Origin of the sequence: Amycolatopsis sp. NPDC101161 (assembly GCF_044768185.1) — a bacterium.
Taxonomy (GTDB): Bacteria; Actinomycetota; Actinomycetes; order Mycobacteriales; family Pseudonocardiaceae; genus Amycolatopsis.
This window is the reverse complement of sequence record NZ_JBIWPI010000004.1, coordinates 963,021-987,159: the sequence shown is the minus strand read 5'-3', so window position 1 is coordinate 987,159 and position 24,139 is coordinate 963,021. Positions and strand designations below refer to the sequence as shown.

The window sequence follows — 24,139 nt, the reverse complement described above, 5'->3', positions numbered from 1 at the left end:
TCAATGCCCGGTAAAACAGCCACCCCGGCGCCGGCCACCGAAGCCGGCGCGGCCGCCGAGACGCGGTTCACCGAGCACACTCCGCAGGGTCGCCTGACGGCGCAGCGCGGGCTCTACGCCGGCCCGGCGCCGATCGTCAGCAAGGACCTCTACGCCGAGCTCGAGTGGGGTTCGGCCGTGCGCGAACGTGCGGTCATCACCCTCGAGCCGGCCTCCAAGGTGTCCGGCAACACGTACTTCGGGCGTTTCCCGGCCAGCTACTGGCAGCGCTGGACGACCGTCACCGAGGTCTCCGTCGAGCTCGTCGTCACCGGCACCGGCCTGCTGTCGATGGGTGCTTCCGACGTCGAGGGCGAGCCGCGCGTGGTCGCTGCCGAGCAGGTCGCCGACGCCAAGCAGGCGAAGGTGTCGCTGACCGCCAAGCTCGACAAGTTCTACGACGGCGGCGCGCTCTGGCTGGACCTGGAGACCGAGGGCGGCCAGACCCTGCGCGTCGAGCAGGTCCGCTGGACGGTCGAGGCCCCGGAGAAGATCCGCCCGACCGCGGTGACCATCTGCACGATGAACCGCGCCGACGACTGCCTGAAAAACCTCCAGGCCCTCGCCGCCGACGTCTCCTCGCTGGAGACCCTGGACGCGATCTACGTCGCCGACCAGGGCACCGACCTGGTCGAGTCCCGCGACGGCTTCGAGCAGGTCGCCAAGGACCTCGCCGACAAGCTGCACTACATCAAGCAGCCCAACCTCGGCGGCGCCGGCGGCTTCACCCGCGGCCTGTTCGAGGTGGCCGGGCACACCGCGACCGAGCACGCGAACGTGCTGTTCATGGACGACGACGTGCTGCTCGAGCCGGACCTGGTGATCCGGATGACGGCGTTCTCCAACCGCGCCGCCAACCCGATCATCGTCGGCGGCCAGATGCTCAACCTGTTCCACCCCAACCAGCTGCACGTCGGCGCCGAGTACGCCCGGCTCAACACCCTCGAGCCCGGCCAGCCGGTCGAGCACTCCCTCTCCACCGCCGACCTGCTCGGCGTCGACGAGGAGACGCTCAAACCCAACCGCCAGGAACGCCGCCTCGACGCCGGCTACAACGGCTGGTGGTCGTGCCTGATCCCGTACGAGGTCGTCCAGGCCACCGGGTACCCGCTGCCGTTCTTCTTCCAGTGGGACGACGCGGAGTACTCCTACCGGGCCCGCGCGCACGGCTTCCCGACCGTCACCCTGCCGGGTGCGGGGGTGTGGCACGCGGACTTCCACATGAAGGACTGGGACGAGTGGCACCGGTACTTCAACCTGCGCAACTCGATCATCACCGCGGCGCTGCACTCGCCGTTCAACCTCAACCTGCTCTCCCGGGTCCTGCTCGCGCAGCTGGTGCGGTACCTGCTGGGCATGCAGTACGGCCTGTCGGCGACGTTGATCAAGGCCGTCGAGGACTTCCTGAAGGGCCCGGAGGTCCTGCGGGACGGCGGGGTCGAGGCGATGCAGGAGATCCGCCGCATCCGTGACGCCTACCCCGAGACCAAGCGCTACAAGGCGACCGACGTCCCGGGTATCGCGTCCAACGACATCGGCATCATCAACAGCGCGCCGCGGCCCAGCATGCAGCGCCTGGTGCTGATCAAGCGCGTGCTCGACCGGGTCCTCGGCCGCAGCCGCTTCGGCCTCGGCGCGGTGCCGATCGACGAGGCGAACTGGTGGCACATCGCGCTCTTCGACACGGCGGTCGTGACGGACGCGAACCAAGAAGGCGTCCGCGTCCGCTCGTACGACAAGGTCAAGATGTTCGACCTGGCCAAGCGCGGCGCGAAGGTGGTCCAGCGGCTGCGCAAGGAAGGCGCGGCGGTGCAGGAGCAGTACAAGCGCGCCATGCCGGAGCTGACCTCGCGCGAGAACTGGAAGCGCCTCTACAAGCTCTGACGTTCTTCGCGAAGGCCGTCTCACGCTGGTCGTGAGGCGGCCTTCGCCGTGTCAGCCGTGCATGCCGAACACCGTGCTCTTCCGGGTGAGGTCGTCGACGTACGCGGCGGCGACGTGGGCGAAGTTGATCGCGACCTCCGAGTGGTCCTTGGTGGTCACCGTTTCGACCGCGCCGGCCTTGACGAGCTGGGCGAGCCTGCCCGCCAGCTTGCCGGATCCTTCGGTCGTCAGCGCGAACAGCAGCGGTTCCCCGCCGGTGGCGAGGTGCAGCACGAGTGCGGGTTTCGGGTCGGCCATGCGTCCATCGGACCAGCGGCGATCTCACCCGGGCAAGCGGGTTCGCCGAGAGCGGATGGACTACCTTTTGCCGGAAGGCCCGAAGAAAACCCCGGGGGGATGGAAGCGATGCCGCACTCGTTCTCGCTGTCACTGGCAGCGGTGGACATCCTGCTGGAGCAGCTCGGGCTCGGCCGCGCGCCGACGCCGTTCGAGGTCCCGCACGTCGGCACGACCGTCGAGCAGCGCGCGATGATCCGCGACGCCGTCGTCCGCGACCTGAACGGGCGCGGGCTGTGGAGCCGCGGTCGCCTCGACGGAGACGCCGAGCTGGCCCTGGCGACGTTCGTCCGCGGCAGCGTGGCGATCAACGCGGCCGCCGACCTGGGCGAGCGCCACCTCTTCGCCCGCGTCGCGTCCGACAGCCAGTTCGCGGTGCTGGCCAAGCAGGACGAGAACCTGATCGTCTTCGAGGAGGTCCGCCCGACGGGCATCGTCCCGGCGATCGTCGACCTGCTGCCCCTGACCCCGGCGGCCCCCGGCCAGTCGGTGACGATCTCCCGCCCGGCGGAGCAGCCCCGCCACCAGCGCCGCGACGACGCGTACGACCCGTTCGCCGGCGTCAGCGGCCCCCGTTCTTCGGGCAGCGGCAGCGGCGGCCCCCAGCTGCGCATGATCGAGCGGGTGTTCCAGGAGCCGAAGAAGCGCGTGGGCCAGTTCACCGCCCAGACCCGCGGCGGCACGTACCCACCGCTGGCCTGGTTCGACACGGAGTCGGGCCGCTGGCTGATGTCCTCGAGAGCGGCCGCGGACGGCCAGCGCTGGATCACGTACGCCCCGGCCGACAACGCACGGCTGGCCCAGCAGCTGTACGCCCAGCTCGAAGGGCAGTTCTGACCGGCGGGGAACCGGCGGTGGGCTTTCGACGTCCAAAGGTGGAGATCGGTGAACAGCCGTTGTGCGGCGTGCCCGGCTAGTAGACTTCCGGGTGCACACGCACGGGCGAAGCGATACGGGGTGGAACAGCGATGTTGATTGCCGATGGCGGTGGCGGCTCGATGTCGGACATCGTCAACCCGCTTTCATCCGCCGGCATGGGCGCCGCGGTGCAGGCCGTTACGGCCGAAACCCAGAAACTGGTGGACGCCGCCAAGGGCGGCGGCTTCAAGATCACCCCCGAGGGGGTGAAGCCGATCCGGGATGCGCTGACCGAGCTGGTCACCGACCTCGGGGCTCTCCAGTACCAGAGCTCCATGCTGGACCAGGCCCCGCAGCTCGGTGACCACCCGTACGGGCACACCGTCGCGAAGCACGACCAAAAGAGTGCCTCGGAGTCCAAAGGCTCGGCGACCGCGGTCCTGGAACAGCTCAAGCAGGTTGCGAAGCAGGCCGACGAAGCGCTCGCCCGGGCCGCGGGCCTCTACAAGGAAACCGAGAGCCAGGCTTTCTCCGCGCTCCAGACCAAACAGGCCTGAGGTAATGACCAAACTTCTCATTCGCGTCGTTCTTCCGCTCCTCGCCGGCGGCGCACTGCTGGCCGGGTGCACCAGCACCCAAGGGGGAACGGCGTCGCCGGTGCAGTCGCCGTCGGCCAGCGAGTCCGGCGCCCCGGAGACTTCTTCGTCGTCCACGGGCGGCAGCGGAACCCAGTCGATCACGGACCCCTGCTCGCTCCTCGAGATGAGCGACCTGAGCAGCTACGGCGAGTTCCTGGAACCGCGCAAGCAGACGCTCGGTGGCGCCCGGTCCTGCAGTTACCAGCAGAAGATCGCCTCGGCCAGTGACGACCAGAAGGTGATCGGCGCGAACATCCGCGACACAGCGTCGGTCGCGCAGGTGAACGACACCGGCGGCGGAGTGGTCGACAAGGACATCAACGGCCGGCAAGCGAAGGAAGCGTCCGGCGGCGCGTCCGTCCCGGGGTGCACGCTCGCCCTGCCGGTGGGCGATTCGTCGAGGGTGGACGTTTCGGTGCTCGGCGCCCACTCGGCGGACGAGGCTTGCCAGATCGCCGAAGCGGTGGCCAAGGCCGCCGTCGAACCGCGGCTGCCGAAGGGATAGGGGAACCCACATGACGACGCGACAGGGCCCGCCGCCGAAGACCCCGGACAAGACGCCGCAAGAGGTCCAGGACATGGCACCCGCCGAGCGCGATGCCTACCTGCAGCAGAAGGCCGAGGAAGGTGTCGACCCCGGAAACTGGCTCTTCGGGCCCCTCCAGCAGTGGATGGCCCAGCAGAAGGCCAAGGACCAGTCCCAGCAGCTCGGCGACAAGAATGTCGCCGACGCCACCAAGGGCCGCGACGTCGAGTACGTCCAGGGTCTGAACGCGCCGAACGCGGACTACAAGGGCACGGACCACACGCAGCTCCAGGCGTTCCTGAACAGCAACCTGGACGTCGCCCAGGTCTCCGAGGTTTCGACCGCCTACCACGAAGTGCACAAGGTCTTCGACAAGTTCGCCACGTCGATGAACACCGCGGTCAACGCCTCCAAAGGCACCTGGGAAGGCACCGCGGCCGAGAACGCCCAGCAGTACTTCACCAGCCTGGGCAAGTGGTCCGACGCGAACTCGCAAAACGCGAAGCTCGCCTCGGAGACCATCTACGACCAGGGCCAAGCGGCCTCGACGGCCAAGAACTCCATGCCCGCCCCCATTCCCTTCAGCTGGGGCGACGAGTTCAAGTCCTGGGCGACGTCGAACCCGCTCAACCTGCCCGACAACGTCGACAAGTCGCTGCAGAAGCAGAAGGACAGCCAGGCGGCGCACGACCAGGCCGCCAGCGTCATGTCGACCTACGACAAGAACCTCTACGAGGCCGCGTCGAAGCAGCCGGCCTTCGCGCCGCCGCCCAGCTTCAGCACCGGGGGCGGTTCTGGTGATCCCAACGGCACCGGGGACAAGAACGGCATCAACAACCCCGGCAGCGTCACCATGCCGGGGTCCAGCTCGGTGAACACGCCGGGTGGCGGCAGCAACCACTTCACCACCGGCAACGTCCCCGGCACCACTCCCGGCGCCACCGGGACGCCGCACTTCTCCGGCCCAGGCTCGACGACCGGTGCGGGGCTGCTCCCGGCCGGCACCACCACGCCGTCGAGCTTCGCGCCGGGGGCGATCCCCGGTGGGTCGACGTCGAACCCGAACAACCAGTCGATGGGCATGCCGCCGATGAGCCCGATGCCGATGGGCGGGATGAACTTCGGCGGCGACGAGGCCTACAACTCCAAGGTCGGCGGCGGGGCCGGCCGGGGTGGTGGCGGCTTCGGTCCTGGTGGCTCGGGCGCGGGCAACGCGACCGGCGCGGGTGCCGCGTCGGGGGCGGCCCGGCCGGGCGGCATCGGGGCCGCCGAGGCGGCTGCCGGGCGTGGCATGGGCGGTCTCGGCTCGGGCAGCGCGTCCGGTCGTGGCGGCATGGGCGGGGGCGGCATGGCCCGCGGCCAGAAGGGCGAGGGCGACGAGGACACGGAGCACTCGCGCCCGACCTACCTCGTCGAGGGCGACCCCGACGAGGTCTTCGGGACGGACCTGCGCACCGCGCCGCCGGTCATCGGCGAATAACGGACATAACGGAAACGGCCCCGGGGAACCGGGGCCGTTTCTCATTTGGGCTGGTCGTGGAACCAGTAGCCTTCGCCTCGCGTCCGACACCGGGGAGGCGAGCGATGACACCTGAGGAATGGCTGGCGGGCTTCGAATCGAAGATCGCGGACGTCCAGGCGAAGGCCGAAGAGTTCCGCGTCGGGCTGGAGGCCGCCGGGACGACCGTCGCCTCGCCCGACGGCACCATCCGCGTCGGCGTCGCCCCGAACGGCTCGCTCACCGACCTGCAACTCACCGATTCCGCGCTGGCCGGGAAGTCGGGCGCCAAGCTGGCGGAAGAGATCCTCAAGCTGGCGCGCAAGGCCCAGCGCGGCGCCGCCGTCAACGTCGCCGCCGCGTTCGCGCCGCTGGGTGGTGACTCCGAAGCGATGCACATGGTCACCGGCTACGTGCCGCCGGAGGAGCCCGAAGAGCCGCCCGCGCCCGAGCCGGTCCGGGAACGCCGGCTCTGGCAGCACGACGAGCCGGAAACCCCGCCGCCACCGCCGGTCCGCCGCCCGTCGCGGCCGCCGCGTGACGACGATGACGACTTCGGGGACAACACTTTCATGCGCCGGGACTGAGGGGACTTCGACCATGACCACCGCCACTTCCGGGGCCGGGATCTTCGACACCTACGCCGGGCTCGTCGACTCGATCAAGTCGGACTCCGAGTCCGAGGGCGAACACGTCCTCGGCGTCGCGGTCAGCGCGGCCGGCGCGGTCGTCGACACCGTCGGCGCCGCGATCGACCCGCTCGGCGCCGTCCTCAACGCCGGCGTCGGCTGGCTGCTGGAGCACATCAGCTTCCTGCGCGAGCCGCTCGACGCGCTGCTCGGCAACCCCGACGAGATCAACGCGAACGTCGACCAGCTCAAGTCCGCCGCGGCCGAGATGCACACGCTCGCCCAGGAGCACCGCGACGACCTCCGCAGCGTCGCCGAGTGGACCGGCCAGGCCGCCGACGCCTACCGCGACAGCCTCACGAAGATGGCCGAGGAGCTGGAGTCGCTCGGCAAGACGCTCGACGGGACCGCGGCGGTCGCGGGCATCTCCGGCATGCTGGTCTGCACGCTGCGCGGGATCGTCTTCGGGCTGATTTCGTCGGTGATCGCCGAGCTGATCCGCGACGCGCTGATCGCGGCGGCGTCGGCGGTGGTGACGTTCGGCGGCTCGATCGCGGCGTTCTGCGGGGTCGCGTCGGCCCGCGCCGCGGCGACCGCGTCGAAGATCGCCGGCAAGATCAGCAAGCTCCTGGAGGGCTTCGCGCGGCAGGGCGGCCGGCTGGCCAAGCTGATGGAAGCGATGGAGAAGCTGACCAAGGGCCTCGACCGGTTCTCCACGGTCGGCGGCCTCGCGATGGGCGCGTACCAGGCCGCGAAGCCGTACGAGACGGAGGCGTGATGGCGACTCACCACACGAGCACGCCCCATCACGTCGACACGTCGCCGACGCACCACGAGACGCCGAACGCGCACCCGGCACACGAGTCCCACGCCCCGGCGGGTGGCCACAACGGCGGCGGGTACGGGGTCCACACCGAGTCGCTCGGCACGATGGAGGGTCACCTCGGCCGGACGAAGGACAAGGTCCACGCGGTCGGCCAGACCGTGGCCGGGGCGAACTTCGGCGCGAAGTCGATGGGCGTGGTCGGCGCGGGCATGACCGGCACGCTCAACGGCACGGTGAGCGCGGCGAAGGAGCACGTCGCCCGAGCGGGCAAGGCGGTCGAGGACGCGGGAGCGCGCACGAAGGCGGTCCGCGAGCACTACGAGACCACGGAAGCGAACAACGCGGCCACGATCGCGGGGGCGGGCAAGCCGGTCGACGCCCCGAAGACGGCAGCAGCCGGTGGCGGTGACAACCCGCCCCCACCAGGCTCGAACCCTCCACCCCGCCCGCCCGACGACGGCGGCGGAATGCACAACAACCAGGGCCACCACGCCTCGGACGACGAGCTGCGCGGGCAGTACACGCGAGAGTCGATGCAGACCCGCCCGACCTCGACGGACAACCAGATCCGCGACGCGGCGAGCAGGCTGGGCTACGACCCGGACCAGCACCTGGCGATGACCCTCAAACCGACGGCTGATTTGACCCCGGACCAGCGAGCGGAGATCGTGGCGGTCCGCAACGAGCTGAAGGCCAACCCGGGCGAGATCATGACGAAGGTGGTCAAGCCGGAGATCGGCGAGGCCACCCTCGGCAACGAAACCACCTACGTGGATCGCCACACCGGCAAGACGGAGACGAACTACCCGACTTCGGTGGCCGGTTCCATCGCCCGCGGCAGCGACACCTCCCAATACGGGACCCCAGGCGAGTTCCGCGACACGCTGGCGCTCGATGACCAGGGCGCCGGCTGGACCCCGATCAAGGCGGGCGCCAACGAGGCCTACCAGCTGCGCTTCCCGGCTTTGGACGATCGCCAAGCGATGGAAATCAGTTACGGCGGTACGGATCCGGGGTCGGCGCACGACATGCAGGTTGCGTCCGGGCAAGCGAACCCTCGCGAGTGGAAGCCGCCTTTCCTGGGGACGGGGTACACGGGCGGCGGGGTGCCCGAGTGGCTGCACGCGCCCCGCGGTTACGCCGGGCGTGGTGAGATGTGGCTCGTGCGGGCCGACGGCACCGAAGTGCTGGCGGGCGTTTACCTGGAGAAGAGAGGGTGGTTCGACGTGCGCGGCCGAGGGGGTTCCGATGCCTGACAGTTACGCTGTCCACCAGGGCAAGGAGTACGAGGCGTCCGGCCGCCCGCCGGGCCGGATGGCGCTCTACGACGGTGATGTCCTGGTCGCCGAGGTACCGATCGGAGAACTCGAAGAGTGGTACACGGTTCGCACTTGGGGCACGTTCCTCGAGCACGAGTTCGAGGTGGCGGATGAGCGAGACGGTCACTACTCCCTCTTCATGACGCGCGGCGACGGCAAGTGGGCGGAACGGGTCTGGGCGGAGCCGGAGCGCTACCCCGAGGTGCAGTTCCAGCGGATGGACCGGATGACGTTCGTGGCGGTGGCTCCGAAGCACATGGTGAGCGACATCCGCGAGGAGCGCGTCGACAACCTCGGGCCGTGGCGGAAAGACCAGGAAGAGCGTGAATCCCGTGAGTCCTGACGCTCCCGCCGGTCTCCTCGGCAGCACGGTCGTCCAGCTGCCGGTCAAACCCGGCCTCGTCGGCCTCTACCTGGGCAACGTCATCGTCCCCGGCCGGTTCGAACCGCACCGGGTCCAAGGGTTCGCGGGCCGCGCCGAGGACGTCGCCGAGCTCGACACCGCCGCCATGGTGCGGAACTACGGCCTCGCCAAGATCCCCGGCTGGGGCCCGCTCGACGAGCTCTACCTGCTCCGCTTCACCGCCGGCCACACGTTCCCGTTCCGCACCTCCTACGGCTCGAGCGACCGCGAAATCGCCGCCGAGCTGGGCGTCGCGCGCGTGTACCCGCCGCCGTACCTCGGGACCGGGTACTTCCCCGGGGTCGACCACCCGCTGCCCGAATACGTCCTGCGGCTGGTCGAGCTCCCCGTCGGCGCCGAACTCTTCGTGCGCCGCGCCGACAACAGTGAAGAGCGGCTCGGGCAGTACCACAGCCGGAAGGTCGGCTGGATCCTCGACCAGAAGGACGCTTTCGGCGAGGCCACGTTCTTCCCGCCGCCCGTGCCGCTGCCGCCGCTCGTGCGGCGCGGCTACACCGCCCGGTACCGCGGTGGTGACTTCGACGCCGAGTTCGCCGGCCCCGCGCGGGTCGTCCTGCACCCGCTGCCCGGCGCCGCCGCGCCCGCCGACTTCGGGGAGACCTACGGGTTCCGGATGAAGGCCGTCGACCAGGTCGAGCTGGACGACCTCACCTTCGTGCGGACGCTGTGCCGGTGGCGCGGCGGCACCTTCGAGCTCCTCGGCCGGACGCGCGACACCGCCGACCTGCTCCTGGTCGACGAGGACTACCTCATCGCACGCGACCTCGGACTGTCCGAAGTGGACTACCGCGTGTGGCGGAAGACCGTGCCCGCCGCCGAGCTCACCGACGTCCGGACGGAGTCCGTGCCGGTGCCGCTCGAAGGGCAGTTTCAGTAGCGGTAGAACTTCTCCGCGCGGCCCTGGCGGACCAGCTTCAGCCACTGCAGGAATGCCTTCGGGTCGCGCTTCACGCCCACGAAGTACAGCCCGAAGCGAATGACCTCCAGCGCGCCGATCTTGCGCATCCCGGGCTGGGACAGCAGGTACCCGCGGTTGCGGTACGTGTAGTACCGCTTGACCTCGTTCTCCGGGTCCTGCGCGTGGAACTTGCCGCCCAGCATGGGCTTGAACTCGTCGGAGCCGTCCGGGTGCAGGTACTTCGTCTTCAGCGACGTGCCGAACGGCAGTCCCGAGCGGGCCAGCCGCCGGTGCAGCTCGACCTCGTCGCCGCGGAAGAACAGGCGCAGGTCCGGCACGCCCACGACGTCCAAAGTGGACGCGCGGAACAGCGCGCCGTTCATCAGGGACGCGATGCCGGGCAGGAAGTCCACGCCCAGCTCCGACTGCGACCGCTTCCACGTCAGGCCGCGGCGCAGCGGGAACGCCAGCTTCTCCGGGGCGTCGATGTTGGACACCACCGGCGAAATCTCCGCCAGGCCCCGCTTTTCCGCCTCTTCGAGCAGGATCGCGAGCACGTTCTCGTCGGCCGGGCGGCCGTCGTCGTCGGCCAGCCACACCCAGTCCGCGCCCAGGGACAGCGCGTGCAGCATGCCCAGCGCGAACCCGCCCGCCCCGCCGAGGTTGCGGTGGGACGGCAGGTACGTGTGCGGCAGCGGGTAGTTCTCGACGACTTCGCGGGCCGAGTCGTCCGGCCCGTTGTCGACCACCACGAGGTGGTCGACCGGCCGGGTCTGGGCCGCGATGATCTTCAGCGAGTCCGCGAGCAGCTCGCGCCGGTGCCGCGTGACGACGACGCCGACGACCGCGCCGTCGGGCAGCTGCCGGGTCTCGCTGGTCATCATTCCCCGCCGTTCGTCGTCGCCACCGGTTCGATGCCGAAGCGCTCCAGGGTTTCCTTGCTCATGTTCTCGAAGGGGTCGCGTCCCTTGTACGACGTGAGGACGTCCCGCAGCGAACCCTGCTGCTTGAGATGACCTTCGTCCATCCAGATGGCCGAGTCGCACAGCTCGAACAGGAACTCGTCCGAGTGGCTGGCGAACACCAGGATGCCGGAGCGCTTCACCAGGTCCTTGAGGCGGTCGCGCGCCTTGTTGAGGAACGCCGCGTCGACCGCGCCGATGCCCTCGTCGAGGATCAGGATCTCCGGGTCGATCGACGTGACGACGCCCAGCGCGAGCCGCACGCGCATGCCGGTCGAGTACGTCCGCAGCGGCATCTGCAGGTAGTCGCCGAGCTCGGTGAACTCCGCGATGTCGTCGACGCGCTTTTCCATTTCCTTGGCCGTCATCCCGAGGAAGAGGCCGCGGATGATGATGTTCTCGACGCCCGAGATCTCCGGGTCCATGCCGATGCCGAGGTCGAACACCGGCGCGATCTTGCCGTTGATCCGCGACGAGCCGCGGGTCGGCTCGTAGATGCCGGCGAGCAGGCGCAGCAGCGTGGACTTGCCAGCGCCGTTGTGCCCGACCAGGCCGACGCGGTCGCCTTCACGCAGGTTGAGCGTCACGTCGTGCAGGGCTTCGATGATCGGGACCTTGGTCTCGGTGCCGATCTTGCCGCCGACCTTGCCGAGGACCTTCTTCTTCATCGACCGCGTCTTCGCGTCGAAGATCGGGAAGTCGACGAACGCGTTGTGGACGTCAATGGAAACCATGTGTCACACCCAATAGGAGACGCGGGCACGGTAGTTGCGCATCGCGACCAGCGCGAGAGCCCAACCGACGACGGTGATGGAGCCGACCACGATCCAGTTCTCCACCGAGAACTCCTGCCCCAGCAGCGGCGCGCGGACCACCTGCATGAAGTGGTAGAGCGGGTTCGCCTTGACGATCGGCAGGATCCAGGAGACGCCCTCCCGGGACCCGCCGGACATCAGCTGGTCCACCGGCCAGACGATCGGCGTGCCGTAGAACAGCAGCTGGATCAGCGAGTTGACGACCTGCGGGATGTCGCGGAAGCGGGTCGAGATGATGCCGAACAGCAGCGTCACCCAGGCGGCGTTCAGCGCCAGCAGCAGGAAACCCGGGATGGCCAGCAGGATGGTCCAGCTGAGGCCGGGGTGGCAGATGTGGTCGGGGACGCACACGCCGTTGCCCAGCAGCGAGTACTGCTTGCTGAGCGCGCCGAAGAAGATCGCCAGCACGGCCACGTAGACGATCAGGTTGTGGGCCAGCATCAGCGTCTGCCGCCACACCGTGCGCAGCATGTACACGCTCAGCGGCGCCGGGAGCTGCTTGATCAGCCCTTCGTTCGCGATGAACGTCTCCATGCCCTCGGACAGGCAGCCGCTGATGAAGCCCCAGATGATGAAGCCGGTCGAGATGTAGGGCAGGAACACCTCGACGGGGAGCTTGAACAGCTGCGAGTACAGCAGCCCGAGCCCGAGCGCGAGGACCGCCTGGCTGATCGTGATCCAGAAGGGCCCGATCACCGAGCGGCGGTAGCGCTGCTTGATGTCCTGCCAGCCGAGGTGACCCCACAGCTCGCGGGCGGAGAAACCGGCCTTGATGTCGGCGAAGGCGCGCGCGAACGTCTTGCTGTCCGACGTCGGCGGCGCCGACGCGGCAACGGGGGAGTTCGCGGCCTGAACCGTGCTGGTGGCATGCACGTGGACGAGGGTACCGATGGGAGGAGCGGCATCTTGACAGGGCACTCGGGTCGGGTGGGACGGCGCTGGTCCGCGACGGGCTAAGGTCGTGGACGGACCGCAGCCACGCAGCGACCCGGAGGGTCTTCATGTTCATGCTCGGCGAGCACCCGGTCGGTGCCGACCACCCGCCCCTCGTGATCGCCGAGATCGGGATCAACCACGAAGGCGATCCCAAGAAGGCGCACAAGATGGTCGACGACGCCGCGGACGCCGGCGTCCAGGTCGTCAAGATCCAGACCCACGTGGTCGACGACGAGATGATCCCGAACGACGTCGTGCCCGGCAACGCGGACGAGCCGATCTGGGACATGATGAACCGCGTCGCGCTGACCGCCGAGGACGAGCGCGAGATCAAGGCGCACGCCGAGGAACGCGGGCTCGTCTTCCTGTCGACGCCGTTCTCGCGCGCCGCCGCCGACCGGCTGGCCGAGCTCGGTGTCGAGGGCTTCAAGATCGGCTCGGGGGAGTGCAACAACTACCCGCTGATCCGGCACGTCGCGTCCTTCGGCAAGCCGGTCATCCTGTCCACCGGGATGAACGACATCGCGTCCATCACCCCGGCCGTGGAGATCCTGCGGGCGGCGGGCGTGGGGTTCGCGCTGCTGCACTGCACGTCGCTGTACCCGACCCCGCCGGAGCAGGTGCGGCTCGGCGCGCTCGCGGAGCTGCACGCCGCGTTCCCGGACGCCGAACTCGGACTTTCCGACCACACGGTGACGATCTACCCGTGTCTGGGCGCGGTCGCGCTGGGTGCTTCGGTGCTCGAGCGGCACTTCACGTCCGACATGAGCTGGCCGGGGCCGGACATCCCCGTCTCGTCGACGCCGGCGGAGTTCAAGCAGCTGGTCGAAGGCTCGCGGCTGATCCACGCCGCACGGGGCGGGTCGAAGCAGATCCTCGCCGAGGAGCAGCCGACGATCGACTTCGCGTACGCCTGCGTGGTCACCACGAAGGACGTCGCCGAGGGTGAGGCCCTGACCACGGAGAACATCTGGGTCAAGCGCCCGGGCACCGGCGAGATCAAGGCCAAGGACTACGAGAGCCTGCTCGGCCGCGCCGTCACGCGGGCGCTGCCGGCGAACACGCAGGTGAGCTGGGCGGACCTTGGCTGAGCCGGGACGGCGTGAGGTCCTCTTCCTCACCGGGACCCGCGCCGACTTCGGGAAGCTGCGCGACGTCATGCTCGCCGTGCAGAAGAGCTCGGTGCTGTCCGCCCGCATCGTCGTCACCGGCATGCACATGCTGCGCAGCTACGGCTACACGGTGCGGGAGATCGAGCTGGCCGGGCTGGAGCGGCTGCACCTGATCCCGAACCAGATCGAAGACGAGCCGATGGCCCTCGTGCTGGCGAACACCGTCCAGGCGCTGGCCCGGCTCGTGCACGAAGAGCAGCCGGCGGCGATCGTCGTGCACGGCGACCGCGTCGAAGCGCTCGCGGGCGCCATCGTCGGGTCGCTGGCGAACGTGCGGGTCGTGCACATCGAAGGCGGCGAGGTCAGCGGCACGATCGACGACGTGATCCGGCACTCGCTTTCGAAGCACGCCCACGTGCACCTCGTCGCCAACGAACAGGCCCGCCGCCGGCTGCTGCAGCTCGGCGAGGAGGAAGAACGGATCTTCGTCGTCGGCAGCCCCGAGGTGGACGTCCTGACGTCGGCGCGGTTGCCCGACCTCGACGAGGTGCGCCGGCACTACGAGATCCCGTTCACCGACTACGGCCTGCTCGCCCTGCACCCGGTGACCACGGAACGCGACCTCAACCGGCGCAACGCGGCCGCCGTGGTCGACGCCGTGCTGGCCGAGGGCAACTGGGTCGTCATCGACCCGAACAACGACGAGGGCTGCCGCGAAATCCGGAGCGAACTCGACCGGCTGGCGGGCCCGCGGTTCGTGCGGCTGCCGTCGATGCGCTTCGAATACTTCATCACGCTGATGAAGCACGCGGCCGTCGTGCTGGGGAACTCCAGCGCCGGAGTGCGCGAGGCGCCCGTGCTGGGCACGCCGTCGGTCACCGTCGGCACCCGTCAGCGCAACCGGGCGGTCGCGCCCAGCGTGCTGTCGGTCGACCCGACCGCCGAAGCGGTCATCGCCGGGATCGCCAAGGCCCGCGCGATGGGCCGCTGCGAGCCGCACACGGCGTTCGGCGAGCCGGGCGCGCACCGCCGCATCGTCGAGCTCCTCGAGGGCGAAGACCTGTGGCGGCCCTCGCTGTACAAGGCGTTCGTGGACCGCTAGTCAGCGCGTTGCTCTGCCAGCTCGAGGTCGGCCGCGGAGTCGATGTCGATCGCCCGTTCGACCGGCACGAACTGCGGGCGCACCTCCGGGATGAAGAACCGCTCGTGCTTGCGCAGATCGCCCGCCCGCACCAGGTAGATGCCGCCGGTGGGCCTTAGCACGGCTGGCAGGACCTGGCGGGGCGCTTCGAGGTCCGCCCAGTCCCGCACCGGCGCGATGCCGCCGTCCGGCGTCTCCAGGCAGACCTTCAGCGGGTGGTGGTCGGCCGACCGGCACATCTGCACGACCGAGCCGCTCGGCCGGTCGCCGTGGATGTCGAGGCACTCGGCGATGTCGCCGGCGGTCCGCAACGGCGAGGTGGGCTGCAGCAGCAGAACCAGCGTCTCGTCGGGAACTTCGAGCGTGTCGAGCGCGTGCAGCACGGCGGGCAGGGTCCGGCTGGTCGCCTGCGCGAGGTGCGCGGGCCGGTCGACGATCCGGGCGCCCTCGGCGGCCGCGGCGGCGGCGATCTCGGTGTCGTCGGTCGTGACGACGACGTCGGTGACCCCGGCCGCGACGGCGGTGTGCACCGTGTGCGCGACGAGCGGACGCCCCCGGAAGGGCACCAGATTCTTGCCCGGCAGCCCGACGGACCCGCCTCTCGCCGGGACGATGGCCAGCGCGGTCACAGAGCACCCCTTACGAGTGACGATCGTGGTCTGTCGGCTATTGTCCGTCTGCTCGGCTGCCGCCCGACGGCGGCCCCGGTCACCGATGCCATGGGGAAGCGATGAATCGGACTCAGTTCGCGGGCGAATCGCCGCGGCAGCTCGACGAGGGTGATACCGGTCGCATGCTCCAGCAACTGCTGCAGTCCTACGCCCGCGGGCAGCGCGTGGGAACGATCGCCGTGGTCGGCAACGCGCCGATGGCGCCCGACGCCGAGCGGGCCGCGCTCATCGACGGCAGCGACCTCGTCTTCCGGATGACGACGTTCGCGCTGGACGAGCCGGACGACGAGCCCACCTACGGCCGCCGCACCGACGTCGTGGTGGTCCACCGCGGTGTCATCGTCTCGCCGTACACCTTCGCCGACTACACCTCGCGCCTCTACCTGCTCGCGGAACCGGGCCGGATGTTCTGGGAACCCGAGACCCTGCCCGACTGGTGGCCCGTCGACCTGGGGTTCGTGCCGATCTCGAACCGGCGGTTCGTGCGGCCGCTGTCCCGGCTGCTCGGACTCTCGGTCGACGAGCACGTCTGGGCCACCACCGGCACCCTGGTGACGTACCTGTGCCGGGAGCTCTTCCCCGAGGCGCTGGTGCGGCTCACCGGCGTTTCGATCGTCGACCAGCCCGACCAGACCGACTTCGAGCACGCCTGGGGCGCCAAGGTCGGCGTGACGGCGGAACACCGCCTGCACGCCGAATCCCGGCTGCTGAGGACGTGGCGTGACTCAGGGAGAATCGAGATGTTGCCGTGAGTGATTTCCAGGGCGCGGTTTCGCGGGCGAAGGAGCTCGTGCGCCTGGCCGGGCGACCGGTGTTCGGCAGGCTCCGCCCGCGGATCGAGTACATCGCGATGGAGCGGGTGCGGCCGGAGCTGGACGAGCTGCGCGGGGCCCTGCACGACCTGCGCCGCGACGTCGAGCACGCCACCGAGGAGCTCGACGGGCACGTGAAGTGGCTCTACGACGAGCAGCGCCGGCTGGCGCCCCACCTCGCGGCGTTGGAAGCGCGGGTCGCGGCCTTCGAGCGTCCCGGTTCGGTCGCCCGGCTCGCGGAGCGGCTCGAGTACTCGGCCGACGAGGCCGACGAGGTCCGCGCCGAGCACGCCCGCATCCGGGCTCGCCTCGCGGCGATTTCGAAGTACGAAGAGCGGCTTGCCAGGCTGGAAGATGCCGTCGCCGCCAAGCCCGAGGCGGGCAGCTGACTTTGCGGTGGTCCCCGCGGTGGTGGGGACCGCTGCTCCTGGCTCCGCTCGCGGTGACGGTCGCGTGGACCGGTCTGGACCACGACGTCCGGTTCGTCCTCGGCACCCTCGAGACGGCCGGGCGCGCGGGGTTCGCACCGACGGAGGTCTTCGTGCACCGGCCGATGGCCTACCGGCTGGTGCTCGCGCTGGCGGACGCCGGGGATTCGCTGCCGTTCCCCGGCCGTGAGGCGCTCGTCCGCGTGCTGGCGTTGCTCGTCGTCCTCGCGGTTTCCCTGCTGCTGCGCGCGGGCTTGGTGCGCTACCGGCCGCCGGCGGAGGCGACCGCGGTCGCCGCGGTCACGGGCGGCGCCCTCGCGCTGGCCCCGAACTGGGACTTCCTGCAGCCGGAGTGGCTGGCCGCGGTGTTCGCGACGGCCGCCGTCGGGGCCGCGCTCCGGATCCGGCGGCCGGCGGTGGCGGTCGCGGCCGGCGCGGTCCTGCTGGCGTTGACGGTGCTGGTCAAGTACACGACGGTGCCGACGGCCCTGGTGGCGCTCGGCGTGCTCGCGGTGCTCGACCGGCGCCGGGCGTGGCTCACGGCCCTGTTCGGCGTGCTGGCCAGCCTGGGACTGTTCGCGGTCACGGTGTGGATGGAGCCGCGGGAGTGGCGGTGGTTCGGCGAGCTGTCCCGCCTCAACGGCGGCAGCCCGCTCAGCCGCGGCCTGGCGTGGAACGACGCGCGGGCACTGGTCGAGGTGGTGCTGAACGAAGCGGTGCTCGTGCCGTTCGTGGCCCTGCTCCCGGTCAGCGTCGTCGTGCTGGCGCGGCTGGCTTCGGACCGTCGTGCCCGCTGGGCGTGGATCCTCTTGCCGGCGGCCGCGGTGCTCGTCGTGCTGGCGGCCGTGGTGGTCCAGGGGCAGTGGTTCCAGTACCACCTGGCGGCCCTCGTGCCGTTCGCCGCGGCGCTCTGGGGACTCGCGGTGGCGCGCTGGATCGCGGTCCGCGGCGGCCCACCGTGGGCGCTCGTCCTGCCGGCGGTCGCGCTCGGAGCCGGCGTGCCGATCGTCTCGTCGGCGTCCACGCAGTGGCGGCTCGCGCACGGAACCCTCGTCTACGCGGCGCTCGCTGCGGTGGTTTTGGTTGCGGTCTTGACCGCGCTCAAAGAACGCGCCCGGACGTGGCCGGTGCTGGCGGTGCTCGGCGCGGTCGCCGTCCTCGCCGTGCCCGTGTGGCCCGCGGCGCCGTACTCGTTCGACGCGGTCCACCCGGACTACACCAATTCGGAGCGCGTCACGGCGGCGCGGCTGGACGAGCGGCTGATCGAGCCGGTCCGCGCCCGCATCGGCCCGGACGCCCCGGTGTTGTACCTGGCGTTCGGCGACATGGCGTACTTCGTGGGCAACCCGGCGGCGTGCCGCTACCCGGCACCGGTGTTCGTGCAGCGCGGCAGCTTCATCCCGGCGGTGCGGGAACTGGAGAGCTACCGGGAAAACCTCGAGTGCCTCACGCGGACGGACGCGGAGTACCTGGTGGTTCAACCGTCGTGGCTGTCGCTGGACCGCCTGCCACCGGAAGTCGCCGAAGGCTTGCGCACCCGCTTCGACTGCGACCAAGCCCTGCCTGCCGCAGAGCTGGTGTTCTGCCCACGCCGTTAGCTCGAGGACAGAACCTGTCCTCGTCTGATTCTACTGTCGGGGTATGACGATCAAGCCGTTCCGCATCGACCTTCCCCAAGCCGACCTCGACGACCTTCGCGCGCGCTTGGCGAAGACACGCTGGCCCGACCAACCCGCCGACGCCGGTTGGCGGCTCGGGGCGCCCGTCGACTACGTGCGTGAGCTCGCCGAGTACTGGCGCACGGGCTTCGACTGGCGGGCGCAGGAAGAACGGATCAACGGCTTCCCGCAGTTCACAACGGAAATCGACGGGACGACCGTGCACTTCCTGCACGTCGTCTCGCCGGAACCGGGCGCGACGCCGGTGTTGCTGACCCACGGCTGGCCGGGCTCGATCGTCGAGTTCCTGGACGTGATCGGGCCCCTGACGGACCCGCGCGCGTACGGCGGCGACCCCGCGGACGCGTTGACCGTGGTGGTCCCGTCGATCCCGGGCTACGGCTTTTCCGGCCCGACGCCGACGCCGGACTGGGGACCGGACCGGATCGCGCGGGCGTTCGCCACGCTGATGACGAGCCTGGGCTACGAGCGGTTCGGCGCCCACGGCGGCGACTGGGGCGCGATCATCTCGCGCGAGCTGGCGGTCCAGTTCCCTGCGCGGCTGCTGGGGATCCACGTGACGATGCTGGCGTCGGCGGTGCCGCGTTCGCCGGCCGACCTGGACGGCCTGACCGGCGACGAACTGGAGAAGGCGCGCCGCTCGCTGGAGAAGGGGCAGGCGTTCTCGGCCTCGGGGACGGGGTACGCGATGATCCAGGCGACCAAGCCGCAAACGCTTGCGTACGGCCTGCACGACTCACCGGCGGGTCAGTTGGCCTGGATCGCGGAGAAGTTCCGGTCGTTCTCGAACACGTCGGTGGACCTGATCGACCGCGACGACCTGCTGGCGGACGTGTCGATCTACTGGTTCACGGAGACGGCGAACTCGTCGGCCCGCTTGTACGCGGCACTGACGGGCGGTTGGGGAGCCCCGCCGGCGTCGAACACGGTCCCGACGGGGGTCGCGGTGTTTCCGGACGACATCGGCCTGCCTATCCGGACGCTGGCGGAACGAACGGACAAGATCGTGCACTGGACGGAGTTTCCCAAGGGCGGGCACTTCCCGGCGCTCGAGGAGCCGGACGCCTTGATCGGCGACATCCGGGAGTTCTTCCGCGACCTCTAGTTGTCCACAGAGGTTGTCCACAGGCCCCTCGGTCTGTGGACAACCTTCGTCAGAGGTACTGGCCCGTGCCCGAAATCCCCGGCCCGTGCCCGTCATGTCCATGCCCGGCCGCTGCCGAAGGACCCGCCGGCAACCCGCGCCGCATCTGCTCCAGCTGGACTCGGGCCGCCATCTGCTGGGCGAACAACGCCGTCTGGATTCCGCTGAACAACCCCTCCAGCCATCCGACCAGCTGCGCCTGGGCGATCCGCAGCTCCGCGTCCGAGGGCGTCGAGTCGTTCGTGAACGGGCGGACCAGTCTCTCCAGCTCGTCCTGCAGCTCCGGGGCCAGCGATGCCGCCAGCTCCTTCACCGACGTCTGGTGGATCTCGCGCACGCGGTTGCGGGACGCGTCGTCCAGCGGGGCCGCGCGGACCTCCTCCAGCAGCTGCTTGATCATCGTGCCGATGCGCATCACCTTGGCCGGTTCCTCGACGAGGTCGCCGACCGACTCCTGCTCTCCGTCGTCGGACGTGGGCAGCTTCGCCGCGCCCACCGGCGTGCCGTCCGGCCCGACTACCACCACGTGGGGTGAAGATTCCTGGCTCGCGTCACCCGCTGTGAAGTTCGGCTCGGTCATGTGCTCCATCCTGGCTTGCGTTCGCCACGCTCCGCGACACCCGCGGGGTGTCCGTCTCCGAGCGTAGCCGTAAACCGGGTTCCCGGTGGCTCTCCACCCAACCCCGGGCGCAGGGCGAAACCGCACGTCCGTACGGTGTCCACATGGCGTTCGACGTCGCTCGTATCCGTGGGCTCTTTCCCGCGCTGGGTGACGGCTGGATTCACTTCGACGGCGCCGCCGGAATGCTGGTCCCGGAACAGGTCGCTTCGGCCGTTTCCACGGCGATGCGCGCCCCGGTGTCCGGGCCGGGCGGAGCGTTTCCGGCCTCACAGCGCGCGGAAAGCATCGTGACCGCGGCCCGCAGGGCCGTGGCCGACCTGGTCGGGGCCGACCCGGCCGCCGTCGTGCTCGGGCCCAGCGCGCCGGTGATGCTGCGCCGCCTCTGCGACGCGCTCGCCGAGCGCTGGACCATCGGCGACGAAGTCGTCGTGTCGAGGCTCGACGAACAGGCCAACCTCGCGCCGTGGCAGCGCGCCGCGAAGCGCGTCGGCGCCGTCGTGCGCTGGGGTGAGATCGACATTGAAACGTGCGAACTGCCCGCGTGGCAGTACGAGCAGCTCGTGTCGGCGCGCACCAAGGCCGTCGCCGTCACGCTCGCGTCCGGGTCCGTCGGCACCCGGCCCGACGTCCCGACCATCATCGAATTCGCCAAGCGGGTCGGCGCGCTCGTCGTCGTCGACGCCACCTACGCCGCGCCGTTCCTGCCGCTGGACATCAACGCGCTCGGCGCCGACGTCATGGTCGTGTCCGCGCAAGCGTGGGGCGGCCCGTCGGTGGGCGCGCTCGTCTTCCGCGACCCCGAGCTGATCGAACGCATCCCGTCGGTCTCGCTCGACCCGATGGCCCGCGGCGCCGCCCGCCTCGAGCTCGGCCCGCACGCCTACCCGCTGCTGGCCGGGCTGATCGCGTCGATCGACTACCTCGCCGGTCTCGACGACGCCGCCACCGGGTCACGCCGCGAGCGGCTGGTCACCTCGCTCGGCTCGGCGAAGTCGTACCACGCCGGCCTGCTCGCGCAGCTGTCGACGGAACTGCTGTCGCTGCGCCACATCATGGTCATCGGCAACGCCATGCGCCGCATCCCCGCGCTCGCCTTCGCCGTCGCCGGCAAGAAGTCGCCCGAAGTCGCCGAGTACCTGGCTTCGCAGGGGTTGTGCGCCTTCGCCGACGACGGCACGGCAGGCGTCTTCGCGTCACTGGGCGTCGGAGAAGTGGGCGGCGCCGTGCGGATCGGGCTCGCCCACTACTCCAACGTCTTCGAAATCAACCAGCTCGTGCGGGTCCTCGAAGAACTCCGCTAGGACTTCGCGGCCAGCAGGACCTTCCCGAACACCGAGCCCTCTTCCAGGATCCGGTGCGCGGACGCGGCTTCGGCCATCGGCACGACCTGGCCGACGATCGGCTTGACGAGCCCGTCGGACACCAGCGGCCACAGGTGTTCCCGGACGTCGGCGACGATCGCGGCCTTCTGCTCCAGCGGCCGGAAGCGCAGGCCCGCCGCGAACACCGATGCCCGCTTGCCGAGCAGCGTGCCGACGTTCAGCTCGCCCTTCACCCCGCCCTGCATGCCGATGATGACCAGGCGCCCGTCCTGCTGCAGCGCGTCGACGTTGCGGCCGAGGTAGGACGCACCCATGTTGTCGAGGATGACGTTCGCGCCACCCGTCTCCGCCTTGAGGACCTCGACGAAGTCCTGTTCCTTGTAGTTGATCGTGATGTCGGCGCCGAGCTGGCGGCAGCTCTCGAGGCGGTCGGCCGAACCCGCGGTGACGGCGACGGTCGCGCCCAGTGCCTTGCCGACCTGGATGGCGTGCGTGCCGATGCCGCCGGCGCCGCCGTGGACCAGCAGCACCTCGCCTTCGGTGAGCTTCGCGTGGATCACGACGTTCGCCCACACCGTGCACGCCACCTCGGGCAGCGCGGCCGCCGTGATCAGGTCGATCTCGGCCGGTACCGGCAGCAGCTGCCCGGCCGGGACGACGGCCTTCTCCGCGTAGCCGCCGCCGGCGAGCAGCGCGCAGACCTCGTCGCCGACGTTCCAGCCTTCGACACCTTCGCCGAGTTCCGCGATCGTTCCCGAGCATTCGAGGCCGAGTGTTTCGCTCGCCCCGGGCGGCGGCGGGTAGTGCCCTTGGCGCTGCAGGAGGTCCGCTCGGTTCACCGCGCTCGCCGCGACGTCCACCAGCACTTCGCCGGGGCCGGGACGCGGATCCTCGACCTCCGCCCACTCGAGAACTTCCGGGTCACCTGGTTCACGGATGGTGATCGCGTACATGTGTCGACCGTATACCGGGGAACGAAGTTCCCGCCGAATGACGCATTGACGTACTTCTCATTCGGAACAAAGGTGAGCAACCATGTCACTCTTCCGAAAGAGAACTTTCCCGCCGGCGGCCATCGCCGTCGGCGTGACCCTGGTGCTCGGCCTCACCCCGGCCGCCGCCGCGACGACGGTCCCCGACGGCCCCGCCCTGGCCAAGCAGCTCGTCAAGAAGGTCGACGTCAACGGCGTCAACCGGCACCTGATCGCCCTGCAGCGGATCGCCGACACCAACGGCGGCACCCGGGCGGCCAGCACCGCGGGCCACCAGAAGTCCGCCGAGTACATCGCGACGAAGCTCGAGGCGGCCGGCTTCCAGGTGACGCGCCAGGAGTTCCCCTTCACCTACTCGCAGACCCTGGCCCAGAAGCTGACCGCGGGCGGCCAGAACGTCCCGGTCATCGCGATGGAGTACACCGTCTCGACACCCGTCGGCGGCATCACCGCGCCGCTCGCCGTGGTCGCGGTCGACGACACCAGCGGCTGCGAGGCCACCGACTACACCGCGGACGTCGCGGGCAAGATCGCGCTGATCAAGCGCGGCGGCTGCTCGTTCGCGCAGAAGCAGCAGACCGCCGCGGCGGCGGGCGCGATCGGCGCCATCGTCTACAACAACACCGACGGCGACGTGAACGGGACGCTCGGCGGCCCGGAGAACGCGAAGATCCCGACCGGGGGCGTGACGGCGGCCGCGGGGGCGCAGCTGGCCACGCTCGGCGGGCAGAACGTGACCCTGGAGCTGCGCGCGCTCCAGGAGGCGCGGACCAGCTACAACGTCATCGCCGAGACCAAGACCGGGCGCAAGGACAACGTCGTGATGCTGGGGTCGCACCTCGACAGCGTCCCGGCCGGCCCGGGCATCAACGACAACGGCACCGGCTCGGCGACCCTGCTCGAGACGGCGCTGCAGCTGGGGAGCAGCCCGAAGGTCAACAACGCCGTCCGCTTCGGCTTCTGGAGCGCGGAAGAGTTCGGCCTGATCGGCTCGACCTACTACGTCGACCAGCTGAGCTTCGAGCAGCAGCTGGACATCGCGCTGTACCTGAACTTCGACATGATCGGCTCGCCGAACGCCGGCTACTTCGCCTACGACGGCGACAACTCCGACGGCGTCGGCGCGGGCGCGGGCCCGTACGGCTCGGCGCAGATCGAGAAGACCTTCGTCGACTTCATGCAGGCCGCGCGGGGCGTGTCCCTCGAAGGCACCGACTTCACCGGCCGCTCGGACTACGGCGAGTTCATCGCCGTCGGCATCCCGGCCGGCGGCCTGGACACCGGCGCCGAAGTCATCAAGACCCCGGCGCAGGCGGCGAAGTGGGGCGGCACGGCCGGCATCGCGTTCGACCCGTGCTACCACCAGGCCTGCGACAACCTGGGCAACATCGACCGGGTCGCGCTGGACCGCAACGCCGACGGCGTCGCCTGGGCCCTCGGCGTCTACGCGACGAGCACCGAGAGCGTCAACGGCGTGAAGCCGGGCAACAGCAAGACGGCCAAGCAGAAGGCCGCCGAACGCGGCGCGCAGCGGAACTTCTCCGCCCGCGCGGTCGCCGGTGACCCGCACGCTGTGACGGCGTAACGACGAAGAAGGGGCCGTCCCGACTCGGGACGGCCCCTTCTTC

General features: G+C 70.1%; 25 protein-coding genes. 18 read left to right on the top strand and 7 right to left on the bottom strand.

What is annotated here, in order from left to right:
* Positions 1–3: 3 nt before the first annotated feature.
* On the top strand, positions 4–1,923 hold the full coding sequence (locus tag ACIRSS_RS32520; protein WP_400901493.1) for a glycosyltransferase: 1,920 nt from the start codon (positions 4–6) through the stop codon (positions 1,921–1,923).
* Between the two features lie 51 nt (positions 1,924–1,974).
* Here the strand turns inward: ACIRSS_RS32520 and ACIRSS_RS32515 are convergent, their stop codons facing one another.
* Entirely contained in the window at positions 1,975–2,220 is a 246-nt protein-coding gene (locus ACIRSS_RS32515; protein WP_400901491.1) for a hypothetical protein, read from the bottom strand.
* A 108-nt stretch (positions 2,221–2,328) separates the two neighbouring features.
* On the opposite strand from ACIRSS_RS32515, the gene ACIRSS_RS32510 reads away from it, so the two are divergent.
* The 9 genes from ACIRSS_RS32510 to ACIRSS_RS32470 all read left to right on the top strand — a co-directional run bounded on the left by ACIRSS_RS32510 (position 2,329) and on the right by ACIRSS_RS32470 (position 9,854).
* Positions 2,329–3,096: an ESX secretion-associated protein EspG gene (locus ACIRSS_RS32510; protein ID WP_400901489.1), complete on the top strand. Its 768-nt coding sequence runs from the start codon at positions 2,329–2,331 to the stop codon at positions 3,094–3,096.
* Between the two features lie 131 nt (positions 3,097–3,227).
* Entirely contained in the window at positions 3,228–3,674 is a 447-nt protein-coding gene (locus ACIRSS_RS32505) for a hypothetical protein (RefSeq protein WP_400901487.1), read from the top strand.
* Positions 3,675–3,678: 4 nt separating this feature from the next.
* Positions 3,679–4,260 (top strand): DUF3558 family protein, encoded by a 582-nt coding sequence (locus ACIRSS_RS32500; protein WP_400901485.1) that lies wholly within the window; start codon positions 3,679–3,681, stop codon positions 4,258–4,260.
* A 10-nt stretch (positions 4,261–4,270) separates the two neighbouring features.
* Complete coding sequence (locus ACIRSS_RS32495) at positions 4,271–5,761, top strand: hypothetical protein (RefSeq protein WP_400901483.1); 1,491 nt, start codon at positions 4,271–4,273, stop codon at positions 5,759–5,761.
* 104 nt (positions 5,762–5,865) lie between these two features.
* Positions 5,866–6,366: a YbaB/EbfC family nucleoid-associated protein gene (locus ACIRSS_RS32490; protein WP_400901481.1), complete on the top strand. Its 501-nt coding sequence runs from the start codon at positions 5,866–5,868 to the stop codon at positions 6,364–6,366.
* Positions 6,367–6,379: 13 nt separating this feature from the next.
* Complete coding sequence (locus tag ACIRSS_RS32485) at positions 6,380–7,186, top strand: WXG100 family type VII secretion target (protein WP_400901479.1); 807 nt, start codon at positions 6,380–6,382, stop codon at positions 7,184–7,186.
* Positions 7,186–8,490 carry a hypothetical protein gene (locus ACIRSS_RS32480; RefSeq protein WP_400901477.1) on the top strand — a complete coding sequence of 435 codons (1,305 nt, stop codon included), beginning with the start codon at positions 7,186–7,188 and terminating at the stop codon, positions 8,488–8,490. Before ACIRSS_RS32485 ends, ACIRSS_RS32480 begins: the two co-directional genes overlap by 1 nt.
* Positions 8,483–8,896 (top strand): hypothetical protein, encoded by a 414-nt coding sequence (locus ACIRSS_RS32475; protein WP_400901475.1) that lies wholly within the window; start codon positions 8,483–8,485, stop codon positions 8,894–8,896. The genes ACIRSS_RS32480 and ACIRSS_RS32475 overlap by 8 nt, the downstream gene beginning before the upstream one ends.
* Positions 8,886–9,854, top strand: a complete 969-nt coding sequence (locus ACIRSS_RS32470) for a hypothetical protein (RefSeq protein WP_400901473.1) — start codon at positions 8,886–8,888, stop codon at positions 9,852–9,854. Before ACIRSS_RS32475 ends, ACIRSS_RS32470 begins: the two co-directional genes overlap by 11 nt.
* Here ACIRSS_RS32470 and ACIRSS_RS32465 read toward each other — a convergent pair.
* Genes ACIRSS_RS32465 through ACIRSS_RS32455 form a run of 3 tightly spaced genes read right to left on the bottom strand, consistent with a single transcriptional unit; the run spans position 9,848 to position 12,525 of the window.
* Positions 9,848–10,756, bottom strand: coding sequence for a glycosyltransferase (locus ACIRSS_RS32465; protein WP_400901471.1), 909 nt, complete (start codon positions 10,754–10,756; stop codon positions 9,848–9,850). The two genes, ACIRSS_RS32470 and ACIRSS_RS32465, sit on opposite strands and share 7 nt — an antisense overlap.
* Positions 10,756–11,571 carry an ABC transporter ATP-binding protein gene (locus ACIRSS_RS32460; protein ID WP_400901469.1) on the bottom strand — a complete coding sequence of 272 codons (816 nt, stop codon included), beginning with the start codon at positions 11,569–11,571 and terminating at the stop codon, positions 10,756–10,758. The genes ACIRSS_RS32465 and ACIRSS_RS32460 overlap by 1 nt, the downstream gene beginning before the upstream one ends.
* A 3-nt stretch (positions 11,572–11,574) precedes the next feature.
* Positions 11,575–12,525, bottom strand: coding sequence for an ABC transporter permease (locus tag ACIRSS_RS32455; RefSeq protein ID WP_400901467.1), 951 nt, complete (start codon positions 12,523–12,525; stop codon positions 11,575–11,577).
* 128 nt (positions 12,526–12,653) lie between these two features.
* Here ACIRSS_RS32455 and ACIRSS_RS32450 point away from each other — a divergent pair, with 128 nt between their 5' ends.
* Positions 12,654–13,679 (top strand): N-acetylneuraminate synthase family protein, encoded by a 1,026-nt coding sequence (locus ACIRSS_RS32450; RefSeq protein ID WP_400901465.1) that lies wholly within the window; start codon positions 12,654–12,656, stop codon positions 13,677–13,679.
* Positions 13,672–14,802: a UDP-N-acetylglucosamine 2-epimerase gene (gene neuC / locus ACIRSS_RS32445; protein ID WP_400901463.1), complete on the top strand. Its 1,131-nt coding sequence runs from the start codon at positions 13,672–13,674 to the stop codon at positions 14,800–14,802. Before ACIRSS_RS32450 ends, neuC begins: the two co-directional genes overlap by 8 nt.
* Here the strand turns inward: neuC and ACIRSS_RS32440 are convergent.
* Positions 14,799–15,470 (bottom strand): cytidylyltransferase domain-containing protein, encoded by a 672-nt coding sequence (locus tag ACIRSS_RS32440; RefSeq protein ID WP_400901461.1) that lies wholly within the window; start codon positions 15,468–15,470, stop codon positions 14,799–14,801. The two genes, neuC and ACIRSS_RS32440, sit on opposite strands and share 4 nt — an antisense overlap.
* 164 nt (positions 15,471–15,634) lie before the next feature.
* On the opposite strand from ACIRSS_RS32440, the gene ACIRSS_RS32435 reads away from it, so the two are divergent.
* The 4 genes from ACIRSS_RS32435 to ACIRSS_RS32420 are packed head-to-tail and all read left to right on the top strand — an operon-like array spanning position 15,635 to position 19,536.
* Complete coding sequence (locus ACIRSS_RS32435) at positions 15,635–16,264, top strand: hypothetical protein (protein ID WP_400901459.1); 630 nt, start codon at positions 15,635–15,637, stop codon at positions 16,262–16,264.
* Positions 16,261–16,713, top strand: a complete 453-nt coding sequence (locus ACIRSS_RS32430) for a hypothetical protein (RefSeq protein ID WP_400901457.1) — start codon at positions 16,261–16,263, stop codon at positions 16,711–16,713. The genes ACIRSS_RS32435 and ACIRSS_RS32430 overlap by 4 nt, the downstream gene beginning before the upstream one ends.
* 2 nt (positions 16,714–16,715) lie before the next feature.
* Positions 16,716–18,350, top strand: coding sequence for a hypothetical protein (locus ACIRSS_RS32425; RefSeq protein ID WP_400901455.1), 1,635 nt, complete (start codon positions 16,716–16,718; stop codon positions 18,348–18,350).
* A gap of 43 nt (positions 18,351–18,393) precedes the next feature.
* The gene (locus tag ACIRSS_RS32420; RefSeq protein ID WP_400901453.1) at positions 18,394–19,536 is read left to right on the top strand and encodes an epoxide hydrolase family protein; all 1,143 of its coding nucleotides are present in this window, start codon (positions 18,394–18,396) and stop codon (positions 19,534–19,536) included.
* 49 nt (positions 19,537–19,585) lie between these two features.
* Here the strand turns inward: ACIRSS_RS32420 and ACIRSS_RS32415 are convergent, their stop codons facing one another.
* Positions 19,586–20,164 (bottom strand): bacterial proteasome activator family protein, encoded by a 579-nt coding sequence (locus ACIRSS_RS32415; protein WP_400901451.1) that lies wholly within the window; start codon positions 20,162–20,164, stop codon positions 19,586–19,588.
* 134 nt (positions 20,165–20,298) lie between these two features.
* Here ACIRSS_RS32415 and ACIRSS_RS32410 point away from each other — a divergent pair, with 134 nt between their 5' ends.
* Positions 20,299–21,498 (top strand): cysteine desulfurase-like protein, encoded by a 1,200-nt coding sequence (locus tag ACIRSS_RS32410; protein WP_400901449.1) that lies wholly within the window; start codon positions 20,299–20,301, stop codon positions 21,496–21,498.
* Here ACIRSS_RS32410 and ACIRSS_RS32405 read toward each other — a convergent pair.
* On the bottom strand, positions 21,495–22,472 hold the full coding sequence (locus ACIRSS_RS32405; RefSeq protein WP_400901447.1) for an NAD(P)H-quinone oxidoreductase: 978 nt from the start codon (positions 22,470–22,472) through the stop codon (positions 21,495–21,497). The genes ACIRSS_RS32410 and ACIRSS_RS32405 overlap by 4 nt on opposite strands.
* Positions 22,473–22,554: 82 nt before the next feature.
* On the opposite strand from ACIRSS_RS32405, the gene ACIRSS_RS32400 reads away from it, so the two are divergent.
* A complete protein-coding gene (locus ACIRSS_RS32400; RefSeq protein ID WP_400901445.1) occupies positions 22,555–24,096 on the top strand; it encodes a M28 family metallopeptidase in 1,542 nt (513 codons plus the stop codon).
* The last annotated feature ends 43 nt before the right edge of the window (positions 24,097–24,139 follow it).

Coding starts and splice junctions, on each gene's coding strand:
- ACIRSS_RS32485 (WP_400901479.1), top strand. CDS start 6,380: ATGACCACCGCCACTTCCGGGGCCGGGATCTTCGACACCTACGCCGGG.
- ACIRSS_RS32435 (WP_400901459.1), top strand. CDS start 15,635: ATGCTCCAGCAACTGCTGCAGTCCTACGCCCGCGGGCAGCGCGTGGGA.
- ACIRSS_RS32480 (WP_400901477.1), top strand. CDS start 7,186: ATGGCGACTCACCACACGAGCACGCCCCATCACGTCGACACGTCGCCG.
- ACIRSS_RS32495 (WP_400901483.1), top strand. CDS start 4,271: ATGACGACGCGACAGGGCCCGCCGCCGAAGACCCCGGACAAGACGCCG.
- ACIRSS_RS32520 (WP_400901493.1), top strand. CDS start 4: ATGCCCGGTAAAACAGCCACCCCGGCGCCGGCCACCGAAGCCGGCGCG.
- ACIRSS_RS32410 (WP_400901449.1), top strand. CDS start 20,299: ATGGCGTTCGACGTCGCTCGTATCCGTGGGCTCTTTCCCGCGCTGGGT.
- ACIRSS_RS32400 (WP_400901445.1), top strand. CDS start 22,555: ATGTCACTCTTCCGAAAGAGAACTTTCCCGCCGGCGGCCATCGCCGTC.
- ACIRSS_RS32500 (WP_400901485.1), top strand. CDS start 3,679: ATGACCAAACTTCTCATTCGCGTCGTTCTTCCGCTCCTCGCCGGCGGC.
- ACIRSS_RS32460 (WP_400901469.1), bottom strand. CDS start 11,571: ATGGTTTCCATTGACGTCCACAACGCGTTCGTCGACTTCCCGATCTTC.
- ACIRSS_RS32510 (WP_400901489.1), top strand. CDS start 2,329: ATGCCGCACTCGTTCTCGCTGTCACTGGCAGCGGTGGACATCCTGCTG.
- ACIRSS_RS32465 (WP_400901471.1), bottom strand. CDS start 10,756: ATGACCAGCGAGACCCGGCAGCTGCCCGACGGCGCGGTCGTCGGCGTC.
- ACIRSS_RS32515 (WP_400901491.1), bottom strand. CDS start 2,220: ATGGCCGACCCGAAACCCGCACTCGTGCTGCACCTCGCCACCGGCGGG.
- ACIRSS_RS32450 (WP_400901465.1), top strand. CDS start 12,654: ATGTTCATGCTCGGCGAGCACCCGGTCGGTGCCGACCACCCGCCCCTC.
- ACIRSS_RS32420 (WP_400901453.1), top strand. CDS start 18,394: ATGACGATCAAGCCGTTCCGCATCGACCTTCCCCAAGCCGACCTCGAC.
- ACIRSS_RS32505 (WP_400901487.1), top strand. CDS start 3,228: ATGTTGATTGCCGATGGCGGTGGCGGCTCGATGTCGGACATCGTCAAC.
- ACIRSS_RS32415 (WP_400901451.1), bottom strand. CDS start 20,164: ATGGAGCACATGACCGAGCCGAACTTCACAGCGGGTGACGCGAGCCAG.
- ACIRSS_RS32475 (WP_400901475.1), top strand. CDS start 8,483: ATGCCTGACAGTTACGCTGTCCACCAGGGCAAGGAGTACGAGGCGTCC.
- ACIRSS_RS32405 (WP_400901447.1), bottom strand. CDS start 22,472: ATGTACGCGATCACCATCCGTGAACCAGGTGACCCGGAAGTTCTCGAG.
- ACIRSS_RS32490 (WP_400901481.1), top strand. CDS start 5,866: ATGACACCTGAGGAATGGCTGGCGGGCTTCGAATCGAAGATCGCGGAC.